The sequence below is a fragment of the Bradyrhizobium sp. R2.2-H genome (assembly GCF_004346455.1).
GTDB lineage: Bacteria > Pseudomonadota > Alphaproteobacteria > Rhizobiales > Xanthobacteraceae > Bradyrhizobium > Bradyrhizobium diversitatis.
The window spans coordinates 1-16,217 of the sequence record NZ_SMBR01000023.1 but is presented as its reverse complement, the minus strand read 5'-3'; the positions used below and the strand labels follow the sequence as shown (position 1 = coordinate 16,217).

Below are 16,217 nucleotides of genomic sequence, written 5' to 3'. Positions count from 1 at the left end.
ACTCGGAGTGGCCAGCTCGCGCGATAACCACTGCCTGGGAGTATGGGTCCCGGGCTCGCTTCGCGCCCCGGGACGACGGTGGAGTGTGTGGCGGGCGCCGCCGCCCCTCACACACGCCCCCTCACCAAAACGAGCTCGTCACCCGTACACGAACGCCTTGTCGTCCAGGTCCGTCTTCGGGATCTCGTCCTTCTCGGTCCAGTAATCCTGGCTGTGCTGCCATTCCGGCTTGTCGCCGCGCTTGGGCAAGAGGTCCATGTTGCGCATCATGTAGCCGGGATTGAAGTTCTCCGGATCGATCCAGGGCAGGATCGGCATGTTGTGGTCCTCGGGACGCAGCTTGATTTCGACCTTCTTGGCCCCTTTCGCCTTCATGTGTCCGAGCAGCCGGCAGACGAAATCAGCGACGAGGTCGACGCGCAGCGTCCAGCTGGCGCGGAAGTAGCCGAACACCCAGACCATGTTGGGCACGCCCGTGAACATCATGCCGCGATAGGTGATGGTGTCGCCAAAAGCGAGCGGCTTGCCGTCGATCTCGAATTCGATATCGCCGAGCGCGGCGAGGTTGAACCCGGTCGCGGTGACGATGATGTCGGCCTCGAGCACCTTGCCCGATTTGAGCTGGATACCGTTCTCGACGAAGCATTCGATCTCGTCGGTCACGACCGAGGCCTTGCCGCTGGCGATGCCCTTGAACAAATCGGCATCCGGCACGAAGGCGATGCGCTGCCGCCACGGCCGGTACTTCGGCGTGAAGTGGGTCTCGACGTCGTAGTCGGGACCAAGGATGGCGCTGATCTGGCCGATCAGCTCCTTCTTGACCTGCTCGGGCTTGGACACGCAGAGCTTCGTGAACGCATCCTGCTCGAACAGGATCTTGCGCCGCACGATCTCGTGGATCCAGGTCTCATCGACCTGAAGCCGGCGCAATTCTTCGGCGATCTCGATGGCGTTGCGGCCCAGGCGGAAGTAAGTGGGCGAGCGCTGCAGCATGGTGACATGCGCGCATTGGTCCGCGATGTTCGGCACCAGCGTTGCCGCCGTCGCGCCCGAGCCGATCACGACGACCTTCTTGTTGGTGAGGTCGATATCATCGGGCCAGGTCTGGGGATGGACGATGCGGCCCTTGAAGCGGTCCATGCCCCTCCATTGCGGCGTGTAGCCTTCGGAATGGCGATAATAGCCCTGGCACATCCAGAGGAAGTTGGCGGTGAAGATCTTCGGCTCGCCGGTGTCGGTCGTCACCGCCTCGATGGTCCAGAGATTCTGCTCGCTCGACCAGCTCGCCGAATTGATCTTGTGCTTGTAGCGGATGTGCCGCGCGATATCGTTGTCGTCGATCACCTCTTTCATATAGGAGAGGATTTCCTCGGCGGTCGCGATCGGCGGGCCGACCCACGGCTTGAAGCTGTAACCGAAGGTGTGGAGATCGCTGTCGGAGCGAATGCCGGGATAGCGATGTGTGCTCCAGGTGCCGCCGAAAGTCTCCTGCGTCTCCAGGATGACGTAGCTCGTGCCCGGAAGCTGCTTCTGGATGTGATAGGCGCTGCCGATGCCGGAGATGCCGGCGCCGACGATCAGCACGTCGAAATGTTCAGAAGCCTGTTTGGCCGTGGCGTGACTGCGAACAGCGACATTCATTGTTGTTTCTATGCCTTGCTTGTTTTTGTGGCCGCCCTTGACCGGACGGCGCGTTTCCTCCGCGCCGGGCATGATCACCCGCCGCGCTTCCGCTACAAAATGACATAGATCAAGTCGCGGTCAAATCACAGCGCCGCACCCCAGCTCCGCGCGGTCTGCAAAATCCAGTCGCGATAGAGCGTGAGCGGCGTGACGCCGGTCAATCCGCCGCAACCGGCGGCGCCGTTCGGCCCTGTCGACCAGCTGATGAGCCCGACGAGCACGGGACCATTTGGCCTGTCCTCGAACACGGGGCCGCCGGAATCGCCGGTGCAGGCGCCAATTCCGTCATGAACACCGTTGGTTACGGGATCAACCAGGCGAATCTGGAGCGTGCCGGGCTGCCCGGTCGCAACGAGGCCGGCCACGCGCGTCGTGCCGCCGCTCTTGCCGTCGCCGCGAACGGTGACGCCGATGCCGGCAATGACGAAGCGGCTGCCGACCCGTATCGGAATATTCGGCATGCCGACCGTCACCGTGGATTTTCCTTTGAGTGGAATTTCCAGCTGCAGCAGCGCCACGTCGGCGGTGGCACGGTGCGCCTGCATCGCCTGGATGTTGAAGTTCGGATGGATCGCGATGGTGCGGACGTTCAGCAATTGCGGCTGGCCGTCGGCGCCGCGATCGACGATCTTGTAGTCGGCGCCGGGCTGCACGCAATGGGCGACCGTCAACACCAGCCTCGGGGCAATCAGGCTGCCGGTGCAGAAATTGCCGCGCGAGCCGACGATGGTGACGACGGCGCGCGCGACACCATCGGCCTGCGGCGTGCCGCCGCCGACGATGGCGTGGGCAGGCGTGGCGAGCAGCAGCGCTGCTGCGATGAACGTGGCGAGCTTCTTCATGGGAACACGCTTTGGCGACAGCATCGGTGAAGGAGGAAGGCTTCGGACTGGCTCTTGCCGATACCGCATGCTAGCCCTCTTGGAAAGGAATTGACGAGGGCAGGACATTGACGATCGAGGCTGTGATCTTTGATTTTGGCGGCGTGCTGACGAGCTCACCATTCGAGGCGTTCACGCGGTTCGAGACCGAGCGCGGCCTGCCCATCGACATCATCCGGCGCACCAATGCCGCCAACCATCTGGAGAACGCCTGGGCCAGGTTCGAGCGGGCCGAAGTGGACATCGACACCTTCGACGAAATGTTCGCCGCCGAATCGCTCGCGCTTGGCGCGGAAGTGCGGGGCCGTGACGTGCTGCCGCTGCTGCAGGGCGATCTGCGCCCGGAGATGGTCGAGGCTCTGAAGCGCATCAAGGCGCAGTTCAAGACCGGCTGCATCACCAACAATTTGCCGGCGAACGCCATCGGCAGCCTGACGGGACGCTCCCTCTACATCGCCGAAGTGATGGTGCTGTTCGATCACGTCATCGAATCCGCCAAGATCGGACTGCGCAAGCCTGACCCACGCATCTACCGGATGATGGTCGAGACGCTGAAGGTCGATCCGAACAATTGCGTCTATCTCGACGATCTCGGCGTCAACCTGAAGCCCGCGCGTCAGATGGGGATGACCACGATCAAGGTGACGAGTGGGGCGCAGGCGATCGCGGAGCTCGAGAAGGCGACGGGGCTGGGGCTGGGGCTGGGGTAGACGCACGGCCAACTCCTCATCCTGAGAAGCGCGCCTTTAGGCGCGATGAGATCAGGATGAATCGTCATCGCACCTTAGGTTATTGTTCGAGCATGATCTTTTCGGAAAACCGCTCCACACTTTTCCGGATCATGCTCTAGAGCGCGTCTCGAAGGATGCAGGCCCGCCTGTGGCCCTCGCCCTTCGAGACGCCGCTTCGCGGCTCCTCAGGGTGAGGGAGAGAGACCGGCGTAAGCGGTCTCCGCAGACTCGTTATTGCGAGCTGGCTACTCCGCCGCAGCAGCGATCCGTTCCGGGAACGCCGCCGCCAGCGCCGCGCGATCCGGCTTGAGCACGCCGCGCTCGGTGATGAGGCCGGTAACAAGCCGCGCCGGCGTCACGTCGAACGCGTAGTTCGCGACCGGCGAGTTCTCCGGCACGATACGAACCGTCTCCAGCCTTCCGTCGGCGGTACGGCCGGTCATGTCGGTAACCTCCGTGCCGCTGCGCTGCTCGATCGGGATGTCGCGAATGCCGTCATGGACGGCGAAGTCGATCGTCGGCGACGGCAGCGCGACGTAGAACGGCACGCCATTGTCATGCGCGGCAAGCGCCTTCAGATAGGTGCCGATCTTGTTGCAGACGTCGCCGTTGGCGGCGACGCGGTCGGTGCCGACGATGGCGAGATCGACCATGCCGTGCTGCATCAGGTGTCCGCCGGTATTGTCCGGGATCACCGTGTGCGGCACGCCGTGATGGCCGAGCTCCCAGGCGGTGAGCGAGGCGCCCTGGTTGCGCGGACGGGTCTCGTCGACCCAGACATGAACCTTGAGGCCGCGCTCATGCGCGAGATAGATCGGCGCCGTCGCCGTGCCCCAATCGACGGTGGCGAGCCAGCCGGCGTTGCAATGAGTGAGGACATTGACCGTCTCGCCCGGCTTCTTCGCCGCGGTAGCCTCGATCAGCTTCAGGCCGTTCTCGGCAATGCCGCGGTTGATCTCGACGTCCTGCTCGGCGATCTCGTCGGCGCGCGCATAAGCCGCTTCAGCTCGTTCAACCGGATCAATCGGCGCGAGCGTCGCGCGCATCTCGTCCAGGGCCCATTTCAGATTGATCGCGGTCGGCCGCGCCACGACGAGCATGTCATAGGCGCGCTTCAGGCCCGTATCCGAGGCATCGTCGCGCATCGCGAGCGCCATTCCATAGGCGGCAGTCGCGCCGATCAGGGGCGCGCCGCGCACCAGCATGTCGCGGATCGCGATGGCCGCGTCCTCGCAGGAGGTGAGGCGTGCGATGGCGAACTCGTGCGGCAATCGGCGCTGGTCGATCGCGCCGACCGACCAGCCGTCACGCTCGCGCCAGATGCTGCGGAAATGCTTGCCGTCGACCTTCATGGCATTCTGCCTTTCACATCACGCCCGCAGGATGCGCCCGGCCACCGCATCGAGCTTCTTCAGAAGCTCCGGATCGCGCGCCTCGGGCGCCGTGATCAGCGCCGTGTCGAGCGCACGGTCCGAACCGATCGGGCATGGCTCGTGCTCGCGCGGAAAATCCTTGGCCAGCCGCGCCACCAAGGCCTTGGCCTTATCGGCGTTGGACGTCAGCACGCGGATGATGTCCTGGACTGTGACGGCGTCGTGATCGGGATGCCAACAGTCGAAATCAGTCACCATCGCGACCGTGGCGTAGCAGATCTCCGCCTCGCGCGCGAGCTTGGCCTCGGGCATGTTGGTCATGCCGATCACGGAATAGCCTGATGTCTTGTAGGTCATGCTTTCCGCATAAGTGGAGAATTGCGGGCCCTCCATGCAGACATAGGTGCCGCCCCGCGCGACCGCGATGCCCTCGGCTTCGGCCGCCGCCGCGAGATGGATGCGCAGCCGCGGCGAGACCGGATGCGCCATCGACACATGCGCGACGCAGCCGCGGCCGAAGAACGAGCTCTCCCGCTTGTAGGTACGGTCGACGAACTGGTCGACGAGAACGAAAGTCCCGGGCGGCAGTTCCTCCCTGAAGGAGCCGCAGGCCGAGAGCGAGATCAGGTCGGTGACGCCGGCCCGCTTCAGCACGTCGATATTGGCGCGATAATTGATGTCGGAGGGAGAGAGCCGGTGGCCCTTGTCATGCCGCGGCAGGAACACGATCGGCAGGCCGGCGATGGAGCCACGCCGCAAGAGCGCAGACGGCTCGCCCCAGGGGCTCTTGATCACCTCTTCGCGCGCACCCTCGAGGCCCGGGAGGTCATAGATGCCCGAGCCGCCGATGATACCCAATACCGCCTGCGTCATGCCTGCTCCAACCTGTCCGCCATGTGTGACATGGTTAAGCTATGCCAGCTTTGCGGCGGTTTTGAAACGGGGCTGGAGCGGCGATGCCGGTAGCGTGAGGGCGATGGCGCGCGCCTGATACTCGAGGTCGTCCCTGCGAACGCAGGGACCCATAACCACAGGCTGTGGCTTGGCGAAGACTGGTCGTTTGGTACTTCGACCGTCAGCGGTCGAGAAATTCCGCGGTATGGGTCCCTGCGTTCGCAGGGACGACAGTTGCGGTTTGGACTTAAGCCGCGGTCGCCGGCTGCAGCTGGGTCGCGATCATCCGCTCCAGCGTCTCGACGGACTGGAAATTCTCCGGCGTGATCTCGGATTGCGGGATGGTGAAATCGAACTCGGCTTCGACGCCGAGCATCAGATTGACCATGTCCATCGACGTCAGGCCGACATCAACGAGCTTGGCGGAAGAGGTGACGTCTGCGGTGAGTGAATTCTGTTCGAGGATGCCCTTCACCAGCTTGATGATGCGATTGCGCACGTCGGTATTGAAGGTCTGCATCGGCAAATTCCCATCTGTCTAACGAGGTCGGACCGGACTGCCGGCTACGATGGGCACGGCTTGCCGGTCCTGCAATGGGCGTCACCAATACTTCGCGATTCTTAGTAAACGACGACTCAGATTGTCCGGAATTCAGGCATTTTCCAGAGTCCTAACACGACGCTGGGAAATCCGGTGATGCAAACAACCTGCCCTTAACTGTTCGTCCGGAATTGGGCTTTGTTTACCCTCTATTTCATCGACGAATTTGAATTAAATCCGTAGCCTCGTCTCACAAGCAAAGATGGCCGGAGGATCACCGGCGGCATCGCGAATGATGCCGGCGATCTCGAACGGCAAAACGGAGGCGGACGAGCATGAACGTGCGTGAAGCGGTCCTTACTGTCGACGAGATGCAGACGAGCTTCCTCGAGCAAGGCCCCTCCCTGATCGAGCGCGCCGCCCGGACCGCCGCCGCTGCAGCGGCCGACGCAGACGGGGTCGACCGCGACGCCCGTTTCCCGCACAAGGCGTTCGAGGTCGCACGTGAGCAGAAGCTGCTCGGCGTGATGGTTCCGGTCGAGTTCGGCGGCTTCGGCGCTTCGATCCATGACGTCACCGACATCTGCTACACGCTCGGACGCGCCTGCGCGTCCACCGCGATGATCTACGCGATGCACCAGACCAAGGTCGCCTGCATCATCAGGCACGGCCATGGCATTCCCTGGATGGAGACCATGATGCGCCGGGTCGCCCGCGACCAGTGGCTGCTCGCCTCCTCCACCACCGAGGGCCAGAATGGCGGCAACATCCGCGCCAGCGCCGCCGCAGTCGACCATGCCGGCGACACCGTTTCGCTGGTGCGCGACGCCACCGTGATCTCCTACGGCGCCGAGGCCGACGGTCTCGTCACCATCGCCCGCCGCGCCACCGATGCGGCGGCCTCCGACCAGGTGCTGCTGGCGCTCGCCAGGGACGATTATTCGCTGAAGCGGACGCTGGGCTGGGAAACGCTCGGCATGCGCGGCACCTGCTCCACCGGGTTCGAGCTGAAGGTCGACTGCCCCGCTGACCGCGTCTTCCCCGAAGCCTACGACAAGATTCACGCCCAGACCATGACGCCGTTCGCGCATCTGTGCTGGTCGTCGGCCTGGGCCGGCATCGCCGCTGCGGCAGTCACCCGCGCGCAGGCCTTCATCCGCAAGGCGGCCCGCTCCTCGGGCGGACAATTGCCGCCGGCCGCGGCGCATTTCACCGCCGCCAAGATGTCGCTGGCCAAGCTGCGCGCGCTGATCGCCGCCAACATCGATGCTTTTGCCGTCGCGGAGCATGACGAGCGTGCACTGAGCTCGCTCGACTTCCAGTCCTCCATCACGCTGCTGAAGGTGCAGGCCTCCGAGCTCGCGGTCGAGACCGTGATGCATGCGATGCGCACCGCGGGTCTTGCCGGCTACCGCAACGACGGCGAGTTCACCATGGGCCGTCACCTGCGCGACGTGCTGTCGGCGCCGATCATGATCAACAACGACCGCATCCTGGTCAACGCTGCGACGTCGACGCTGATGAGCGGAGTGCCGACGAGCCTTCGCGACTGAAGTGCCTCGGCGACTGAATCAACAAGAACAATTTTGAGATAGCAGGACATCGAAACATGAATATTGCCGTCCTCCCCGACTCGCCCGCCACCGCCCCGCAGATGATCGATCCGCTCGATCATCTCGCCGACAAGCTGTTCCACCGCATGGGGGCCGACGGCGTCTACGCCCGTACCGCGCTCTATGAGGGCGTCGTCGAGAAGCTCGCCGCGCTGATCACCAGCCATCGCGAGACCGGCACCGAGGTGATGCGCTTCCCGCCGGTCATGAGCCGCGCCCAGCTGGAAAAATCCGGCTATCTCAAGAGCTTTCCGAACCTGCTCGGCTGCGTCTGCGGCCTGCACGGCACCGAACGCGAGATCAACGCCGCGGTGAGCCGCTTCGATGCCGGCGGCGACTGGACATCTTCGCTTTCGCCGGCTGATCTCGTGCTGTCACCGGCCGCCTGCTATCCGGTCTACCCGATCGCGGCGAGCCGCGGCCAGTTGCCGAAGGGCGGCCTGCGCTTCGACGTCGCGGCGGATTGCTTCCGCCGCGAGCCGTCGAAGCATCTCGACCGGCTGCAATCGTTCCGGATGCGCGAATATGTCTGCATCGGCAGTCCCGAGGACGTCGCCGATTTCCGCGAGCGCTGGATGGTGCGCGCGCAGGCGATCGCCCGCGATCTCGGCCTCACCTTCCGCGTCGATTACGCCAGCGATCCTTTCTTCGGCCGCGTCGGCCAGATGAAGGCGGTGAGCCAGAAGCAGCAGCAGCTCAAGTTCGAGCTCCTTATCCCGCTGCGCTCGGAAGAGCAGCCGACCGCCTGCATGAGCTTCAACTATCACCGCGAACATTTCGGCACGACCTGGGGAATCCAGGACGCCAACGGTGAGCCGGCCCATACCGGCTGCGTTGCCTTCGGCATGGACCGCCTGGCCGTCGCCATGTTCCACACCCACGGCACCGATCTTACCGCCTGGCCGGCGAAGGTGCGGGACGTCCTGGGCTTGCAGCCGCATGTCGCGGCCGAGGCTCATGGCGAAGGCTGGCGCTAAGGTAAGAGGTCGACCATTTCCACGGGCAAGACGAGCGTGATCCATACCAAGGTCCGATGCCGCGAGATCACCGAGTCCGACGTCGACAGGATCGCGGACTTGCTGACGCGCGGCTTCGTGGGACGTTCGCGCGAATACTGGGTTGAGGGCCTGCGCCGGCAGGCCTTCCGGCCCGTGCCGGAGGGCTATCCGCGCTTCGGCTACATGCTCGACGATGGCGGCACGCCGGTCGGCGTGCTGCTCTTGATCTACACGGCGCGCAAGGACGGTGAAGAGACCGCCATCCGATGCAACCTGTCGAGCTGGTATGTCGACCCGGCCTACCGCAACTACGCCCCGCTGCTGACCAAGATCGCCCAGCGGCACAAGGACGTCACGTATTTCAACATCAGCCCGGCGCCTTGGACCTGGCCGATCATCGAGACGCAGGGCTTTCGCGCCTATTGCCGCGGCATATTCTTTTCGATCCCTGCGCTGTCGCGCGCGCCGCGCTGGAGCGCGATCGAGGTCATCCCGCCACACGCCAAAGAGATCGAGGGGCTTTCCGACACCGAGACCGAGCTCCTGACGCGGCATGCGCGCTACAATTGCCTCAGCCTCGTCTGCCGCACGCCGAAGGGAACGTTCCCCTTCATCCTGCAACCGGTTCGCATCCGCCGCGGCTTTATCGCACCGCCCGCGATGAAGCTGATCTATTGCCGAAGTGCCGAGGAATATGCCGAATGCGCCGGCCGCATCGGCCGGTTGCTGCTGCGGCTCGGCAAGATCTCGGTGGCCGTCGACGCCAACGGTCCGGTTGCCGGCCTCGTCGGCATCTACACCGAACGGCGCGGCCGTAAATACTTCAAGGGCCCGCACCGGCCGCAGCTTGGCGACCTCACGGATACGGAGCTCGTGCTGTACGGGCCTTAAGTAGACCCGCAGCCAGCACCCCAGCACCGTCATCCTTCGAGGCCTCCGCTTCGCTCCGGCACCTCAGGGTGACGGCACGAGACAGCCTGCACTCCAGGTAGTGCGTTGTACCGGCACACTTCACCATCGCCGGTCACCCTCCGTAAACTAACGCGCTTAAGGGAATTTTCCGGCCTCTTCGCTAGCCTCGGCGGCTGAATTAGGTTGCATTAAGTCTATTGCCTGCAGAGATCCCGCCGAGCCCATGATGTCGACCCGCGACAACGAGCCTGGTGCGCGCCGCGAGCAGGGCCCGGACGCCCTGGTCGTCCTGAGCCAGCTTGCGCTCGACCACATGGAGCAGGGCGTCTGCGTCTACGACGCCGACAACCGGATCGTGCTGGTGAACCAGCGCTACCTCATGCTGTTCGACATGTCGGCCGAGATCGTGCGGGTCGGCACGAGCTACCGTGAGGTGCTCGCGCACAGCGCGAGGCGCGGCAACTTTCCGCAAGATGAGCTCGACGCGTTGTATTCGGCGCGGATCGCGCAGATCGCCGCCGGCAAGCCGTTCCGGACCGAGCAGCGGCTTGCAAGCGGCCTCGTCATGTCGCTCGAGCTGAAGCCGCTCCCCGGCGGCGGCTGGATGACGATCTGCGACGATGTCAGCCGCCTCGCCCGGCTCGAAGCGGAATTGCGCCTGCAGACCGAGCGGAGCCAGCACGCGCTCGCCAACATGTCGCACGGCCTCATCATGTACGACGTCGACAGCCGCGTCGTCCTCTGCAACGAACGGTTCCTGACGCTCTACGACCTCGATCCCGAGATCGTGAAGCCGGGCGTCCCGCATTGCGCGGTGATCGAGCACTGGATGTCGCGCGGCAACCTGCCGGGCATGTCGAACGACGAGTTTTATGAAAGCCGGCTGGAAGATGTGCGCCGCAGGAAGGCGAAAACCCTGCTGGTGATGCGTTACGACGGACGGATGGTCCAGGCGGTCTCCCGCTTCCTGCCCGACGGCGGCTGGGTGACGGTGCACGAGGACGTCACGGAGCGGCTGCAATACGAGGAAACGCTGAGGCAGCAGAACTTCATCCTCGATGCGGCGCTGGAGAACATGGCGCACGGGCTCGCCTTCTACGACAGCGACATGCGCCTTCGGGTCTGCAACACCACCTACCGCAAGTTCTACCGGCTGTCGCCGGAGGAGACCAGACCCGGCACGCATCTCGCCGAGCTGATCGAGCGTTCGATGGCGAAGGGCGCATTCTCCTCCGAATACAGTCCGCAACAGCTGCTCGAAGCCGCCTGCACGAGCATTGCGAAACGCGATTCCTCGCCAATGCGCCGGCGCATGGCGAACGACACCGTGGTATCGGTGCGCTACTGCGCACTCGCCGAGGGCGGCTTCGTCGCCACCTATGAGGACATCACCGAGCGCGAGCACGCGGTCGAGGAGCTGAGCGAGCAATATCGGCGCTTCGACGCTGCACTGAACAACATGAGCCAGGGCCTGTGCATGCTCGATTCGAGCCTGCGCGTGATCGTCTGCAACCGCCGTTATCTCGAGATGTACGGACTGTCGCCGGAGATCGTGAAGCCCGGCGTCTCGATGCGAGAGATCATGGAGTACGGCTGCGAGCTCGGCATCCATCCTAACATGACCGGCGCCAGGCTCTACGCAGACTATGTCGAGAGGTTGCGCGAGGGCGAGCACACGTTGCACCGGCACTTGAGCGACGGCCGCATCATCAAGCTCAATCACAAGCGGATGGAGCACGGCGGCTGGGTCGTCACCTACGAGGACGTCACCGAGCGTCACAAGGCCCAGGCCCGGGTGGCGCATATGGCGCAGCACGATTCGCTCACCGACCTGCCCAACCGCACGCTGTTCCGCGAGAAGATGGGCGAAGGACTGAACCAGGTCGCGATCGCCGGCGGCGCCATGGCCGTGCTGTGCTTCGACCTCGACAACTTCAAGACCGTAAATGATCGTCTCGGCCATGCCGCAGGCGACCGCCTGCTGCGCTGGGTCGCAGCGCGCCTGAAGGAGAACGTCGGCGAGCACGATACCGTCGCGCGCCTCGGCGGCGACGAGTTCGCCATCCTCCAGCGCGGACCGCAGCCGCAATCGGCCGAGGAGCTCGCCCGCCGCCTCGTCGACATCATCGGTCATCCGCCGCCGCTGGAGAGCCAGTCGATCCAGGTCGGCGTCTCCGTCGGTATCGCGATCGCACCCGACCATGGGCTTGATGCCGACGAGCTGATGAAATGCGCCGACCTCGCGCTGTACCAGGCCAAGGCCAGGGGGCGCGGAGCCTATCAGCTGTTCGAGCCCGAGATGGAGGAAGAGGCACGCAGCCGGCACGCGCTGGAACAGGATCTGGTTGGCGCGCTGGAAGGATGTGAATTCCACTTGGTGTTCCAGCCGCAGATGCGGCTCGATTCCTGCGAGCTCACCGGCTTCGAGGCACTGCTGCGCTGGAAACATCCCTCGCGCGGCTTCGTCTCTCCGGCCGAGTTCATTCCGATTGCGGAGGAGAACGGGCTGATCGTACCGATCGGCGAATGGGTGCTTCGCACGGCCTGCGCGGCCGCCGCGTCCTGGCCCGATGTCACCGTTGCGGTGAACCTGTCGCCGGTGCAGTTCCGCGCGCGCGGGCTGGTGGCGATGGTCACGAGCGCGCTTGCGGAAGCCGGCCTGCCGCCGCAGCGGCTCGAGCTTGAGGTCACGGAGACGGCGCTGCTCGATGACAGCGAGGCGACGATCGAGATCCTGCATCAGCTCCGCACGTTAGGAGTGCGCGTCAGCCTCGACGATTTCGGTGTCGGCTATTCCTCGCTGAGCTATTTGCGCAAGTTTCCCTTCGACCGCATCAAGATCGACCGCTCCTTCGTCGGCACGCTCGGCGAAAGCCCGGAGAGCGTCGCCATCGTCCGGACGATCGCAAGCCTCGGCTCCGTGCTCGGCGTCGAGACCACGGCGGAGGGGGTGGAGACCGAGGAGCAGCTCGATTTCGTTCGCGAATGCGGCTGCACGGCCGTGCAGGGCTATTATTTCGGCAAGCCCTGTCTCGCATCGGAGGTCGGCCGCACCATCGAGAGGCTGAACATGGTCCGGCGCGTGGCCTGACGGCTTCTCCCCTCAAAATTCCGCCTCTCGGCACGTAGCCGAACGACGAATTGTCGCATGTGCCGGTTCTGCCGGCATGGCCCAACCGATCGCCGCGCGCGGTCCGCGCAATGCGCTTTTCTTCTCCCTCGATTTCAGGAACAATCGTCTCACAAGAACAAGAGGCGGCGGCCAAAAGGGGCCGCTGCGAGGGAGGCGTTTCGATGTCAGGATATGGGCTGAAGACGATCGCATTTGCCGCGGCGCACGCTGTCATGGGCGCATTGCTCTCCACGGCCGCCATTGCGCAGGACTATCCCACCAAGCCGATCACGCTGATCGTGCCATGGCCCGCCGGCGGATCGACCGACATCTCGATGCGCGCGATCGCCGACAGCGCCTCCAAGATCCTGGGTCAGCCGATCGTGATCGACAACAAGGCCGGCGGCGGCGGCACCGTGGGACCGGCGACCATGGCGGCGGCCGCGAAGCCTGACGGCTATACCATCTCGCAGATTCCGATCACGGTGTTCCGCCTGCCGCTGATGCAGGAGGTGTCGTGGGATCCGGCGAAGGACTTCAGCTACATCGTCCATCTCACCGGCTACACTTTCGGCGTCACGACCAGCGCGGAGTCGCAGTTCAAGAGCTGGAAGGACGTGGTGGAGTTCGCCAAGGCGAACCCGGGCAAGGTAACCTACGCCACGCCGGGCGCCGGCACTTCGCTGCATATCGGGATGGAGCAGATCGCGGGAATGGCCGGCATCAAGCTGACGCAGGTGCCGTTCAAGGGAGGTGCAGAGACCAATGCCGCCGTGCTCGGTCAGCACACCATGCTTCAGGCTGATTCCACGGGATGGCGGCCGCTGGTCGATGCCGGCAAGCTCCGGCTCCTGATGGTATGGACCGGCGCCCGCTCGCCGAATTACCCTGATGTGCCGACACTGAAGGAACTCGGCTACCCCATGGTCTATGATTCTCCGTTCGGCATCGCCGGCCCGAAGGGGATGGATCCCAAGATCGTCGCCAAGTTGCACGATGCCTTCAAGAAGGCGCTCGAGGACCCCGCGGTGATCGCGACGCTCGCCAAATACGACATGGTGCCGAACTACAAGAACACTGAGGACTACAAGAAGTTCGTCGTCGAGGTCACGGAATCCGAACGCAAGGTGATCGGTACGCTCGGGCTCACGAAGAAGTAGATACGGGGTGCCAAACATGCTGGCGTCATCCTGAGGCGCGAGCCGCACTTGCGGCTCGCCTCGAAGGATGGATCGGGGCACCGTCGCCCTTCGAGGGCCGCTGGAGAAGCGGCCACCTCAGGGGGACGGTGATCGAGAGGTGCTTCAAATGAACGACCAAACCAACGTCAAGCTCCGCCTCAGCAATTCCGAGCTCTGGGGCGGGCTGATCGGGCTTGCCCTCGGCGGCTTCGTGATCTGGTCCGGCTTGAAGCTCAGGCTCGGCACCATCAACGATCCCGGCTCCGGCTATGTGCTGTTCTACACCGGCATCCTGATGTGCGTGTTCGCGATCGCCATTATCGTCTCGGCGATCACCGAGGGCGGGCCGACGCTGGCCTCGCGCTGGGAGAATGTGCGCTGGAGCAAACCGCTTCTCCTCATCGCCTGCCTCATCGCATTCTCGTTCGCGCTGGAGCCACTGGGATTCCTGCTGTCGTCGATTCCGCTGATGCTGCTGCTGTTGCGCCTGATCGATCCGGTACGTTGGACGCTGGCGGTCCCGATCGCCGTGCTGGTGCCGATCGGAATGTGGTGGGTGCTCAAGCGGCTGCTGTTGATCCAGTTGCCCTCAGGCCTGTTCGGGATCGGTTGATCGCATGGATACGCTCGTCAATGTGGCCCATGGATTCGGCGTCGCGCTGCTGCCGATCAACCTGCTCTACTGCTTCGTCGGCGTCTTCATCGGCACGCTGGTCGGCGTGTTGCCGGGCATCGGGCCGATCTCGGCCATGTCGCTGCTGCTGCCTGTGACGCTGTCGGGGACGCCGGAATCCGGCATCATCATGATGGCCGGCATCTATTACGGCTCGATGTATGGCGGCTCGACCACCTCGATCCTGGTCAACATCCCCGGCGAGGCAGCCTCCGTCGTCACCTGCATCGACGGCCACCAGATGGCGAAGCAAGGCCGTGCGGGCCCCGCCCTCGGCATCTCCGCTTTCGGCTCCTTCGCCGCGGGCACGTTTGCGCTGATCGCCCTGATGCTGGTGGCGCCGAAGCTTGCCAGCATTGCCATCGCCTTCGGTCCGGCCGAGTATTTCAGCCTGATGGTGCTCGGCCTCGTCGTGCTCACCTTCCTCACCCAGGGATCGATGCCGAAGGCACTGCTGATGGCGTGCACCGGGGTCGTGCTCGGGCTGGTCGGGCTCGACAGCATCACCGCGCAGCCGCGGCTGACCTTCGGCCGCATGGAGCTGATCGACGGCATCGGCCTCGTACCCGTCGTGATGGGCCTGTTCGGCGTCGCCGAAGTGCTGCTCAACACCGAGCAGGCCATCAAGCGCGACATCATCAACACAAGGATCACCCATCTCCTGCCCAGCAAAGAGGACTGGAAGGCGAGCGCAGGTCCGGTCGGCCGCGGCACGATCCTCGGCTTCTTCCTCGGCATCCTGCCGGGCGGCGGCGCGGTGGTGGCGTCCTTCGCCTCCTATGCGCTGGAGAAGCGGTTGTCGAAGACGCCCGAGCGTTTCGGGCATGGCGCGATCGAAGGCGTCGCGGGACCGGAATCGGCGAACAATGCCGCGGCGGGCGGGGCCTTCATTCCGCTGATGACGCTCGGCATCCCGCCGAATGTCGTGATGGCTCTGCTGCTCGGGGCCTTCGTCATTCACGGCCTGCAGCCGGGGCCACTGCTGATCACGCAGAATCCAGGCCTGTTCTGGGGCATCGTCGCCAGCATGTATATCGGCAACGTCATGCTGCTGATCCTGAACCTGCCGATGATCGGCATGTGGGTGCAGCTGCTCAAGCTGCCCTACAACATCCTGTTTCCCCTGATCATCCTGTTCACGATCCTCGGCGTCTATTGCTCGAGCAACAACGTGTTCGACGTCCATGTGATGATCGCGTTCGGGATCATCGGCTATTTCATGCGCAAGCTCGGCTATGAGCCGGCGCCGCTGGTGCTCGCCTTCGTGCTGGGGCCGATGATGGAGAACAATCTGCGCAAATCGCTGATCCTGTCGCAAGGCGATCTTTGGACCTTCGTGCAGCGGCCGATCTCGGGGGTGTGTCTTGTGCTTGCACTGGTGCTGCTGATCGCGCCGCTGCTGCCATCGCTGCGCAAGAAGCGCGAGCTGGTGGCGCTGGATGAGGGGGCGTGAGGAGATCTCGTAGGGTGGATTGGCCGAAGGCGTAATCCACGTCTTTGGTTTTCGAGGAGACAGACGTGGTGGGTTACGCTAGAGCAAAATCTGACCGACTTGGATCGGGAGGGATTCCCATGGGAGTCAAAATCTGATTCACCCTGTGTGCTGGACGAGGAGGCCGGCACAC

At 64.2% G+C, this 16,217-nt stretch carries 13 protein-coding genes; 8 read left to right on the top strand and 5 right to left on the bottom strand.

Features of this window, described 5'->3' with window-relative positions; genetic code table 11:
- Positions 1-138: 138 nt before the first annotated feature.
- Both EDE08_RS36150 and EDE08_RS36145 read right to left on the bottom strand, forming a co-directional pair.
- Complete coding sequence (locus tag EDE08_RS36150; RefSeq protein WP_165936382.1) at positions 139-1,641, bottom strand: flavin-containing monooxygenase; 1,503 nt, start codon at positions 1,639-1,641, stop codon at positions 139-141.
- Between the two features lie 125 nt (positions 1,642-1,766).
- Positions 1,767-2,525 carry a S1 family peptidase gene (locus EDE08_RS36145; protein ID WP_165936381.1) on the bottom strand — a complete coding sequence of 253 codons (759 nt, stop codon included), beginning with the start codon at positions 2,523-2,525 and terminating at the stop codon, positions 1,767-1,769.
- A 107-nt stretch (positions 2,526-2,632) separates the two neighbouring features.
- Here EDE08_RS36145 and EDE08_RS36140 point away from each other — a divergent pair, with 107 nt between their 5' ends.
- On the top strand, positions 2,633-3,274 hold the full coding sequence (locus EDE08_RS36140) for an HAD-IA family hydrolase (RefSeq protein ID WP_165936380.1): 642 nt from the start codon (positions 2,633-2,635) through the stop codon (positions 3,272-3,274).
- 266 nt (positions 3,275-3,540) lie between these two features.
- Here EDE08_RS36140 and mtnA read toward each other — a convergent pair whose 3' ends face one another.
- From mtnA to EDE08_RS36125, 3 genes are all read right to left on the bottom strand, one after another.
- A complete protein-coding gene (gene mtnA, locus EDE08_RS36135) occupies positions 3,541-4,647 on the bottom strand; it encodes an S-methyl-5-thioribose-1-phosphate isomerase (RefSeq protein WP_131874449.1) in 1,107 nt (368 codons plus the stop codon).
- Positions 4,648-4,665: 18 nt separating this feature from the next.
- Positions 4,666-5,541 carry an S-methyl-5'-thioadenosine phosphorylase gene (locus EDE08_RS36130; protein WP_131874450.1) on the bottom strand — a complete coding sequence of 292 codons (876 nt, stop codon included), beginning with the start codon at positions 5,539-5,541 and terminating at the stop codon, positions 4,666-4,668.
- A 268-nt stretch (positions 5,542-5,809) separates the two neighbouring features.
- Positions 5,810-6,082, bottom strand: a complete 273-nt coding sequence (locus tag EDE08_RS36125; protein ID WP_131874451.1) for a phosphopantetheine-binding protein — start codon at positions 6,080-6,082, stop codon at positions 5,810-5,812.
- Positions 6,083-6,438: 356 nt separating this feature from the next.
- Here EDE08_RS36125 and EDE08_RS36120 point away from each other — a divergent pair, with 356 nt between their 5' ends.
- The 7 genes from EDE08_RS36120 (at position 6,439) to EDE08_RS36090 (ending at position 16,045) form a co-directional block, all read left to right on the top strand.
- The gene (locus EDE08_RS36120; RefSeq protein WP_131874452.1) at positions 6,439-7,656 is read left to right on the top strand and encodes an acyl-CoA dehydrogenase family protein; all 1,218 of its coding nucleotides are present in this window, start codon (positions 6,439-6,441) and stop codon (positions 7,654-7,656) included.
- A gap of 56 nt (positions 7,657-7,712) precedes the next feature.
- Positions 7,713-8,693, top strand: a complete 981-nt coding sequence (locus EDE08_RS36115; protein ID WP_131874453.1) for an amino acid--[acyl-carrier-protein] ligase — start codon at positions 7,713-7,715, stop codon at positions 8,691-8,693.
- Between the two features lie 36 nt (positions 8,694-8,729).
- Positions 8,730-9,605 carry an acyl-CoA acyltransferase gene (locus EDE08_RS36110; RefSeq protein WP_131874454.1) on the top strand — a complete coding sequence of 292 codons (876 nt, stop codon included), beginning with the start codon at positions 8,730-8,732 and terminating at the stop codon, positions 9,603-9,605.
- 247 nt (positions 9,606-9,852) lie between these two features.
- Positions 9,853-12,717 (top strand): PAS-domain containing protein, encoded by a 2,865-nt coding sequence (locus EDE08_RS36105; protein ID WP_245524990.1) that lies wholly within the window; start codon positions 9,853-9,855, stop codon positions 12,715-12,717.
- 203 nt (positions 12,718-12,920) lie between these two features.
- Positions 12,921-13,898, top strand: a complete 978-nt coding sequence (locus EDE08_RS36100) for a tripartite tricarboxylate transporter substrate binding protein (protein ID WP_131874456.1) — start codon at positions 12,921-12,923, stop codon at positions 13,896-13,898.
- A gap of 148 nt (positions 13,899-14,046) precedes the next feature.
- Positions 14,047-14,532, top strand: a complete 486-nt coding sequence (locus EDE08_RS36095) for a tripartite tricarboxylate transporter TctB family protein (RefSeq protein WP_165936379.1) — start codon at positions 14,047-14,049, stop codon at positions 14,530-14,532.
- 4 nt (positions 14,533-14,536) lie between these two features.
- Positions 14,537-16,045, top strand: coding sequence for a tripartite tricarboxylate transporter permease (locus tag EDE08_RS36090; RefSeq protein ID WP_131874458.1), 1,509 nt, complete (start codon positions 14,537-14,539; stop codon positions 16,043-16,045).
- Positions 16,046-16,217: the final 172 nt, after the last annotated feature.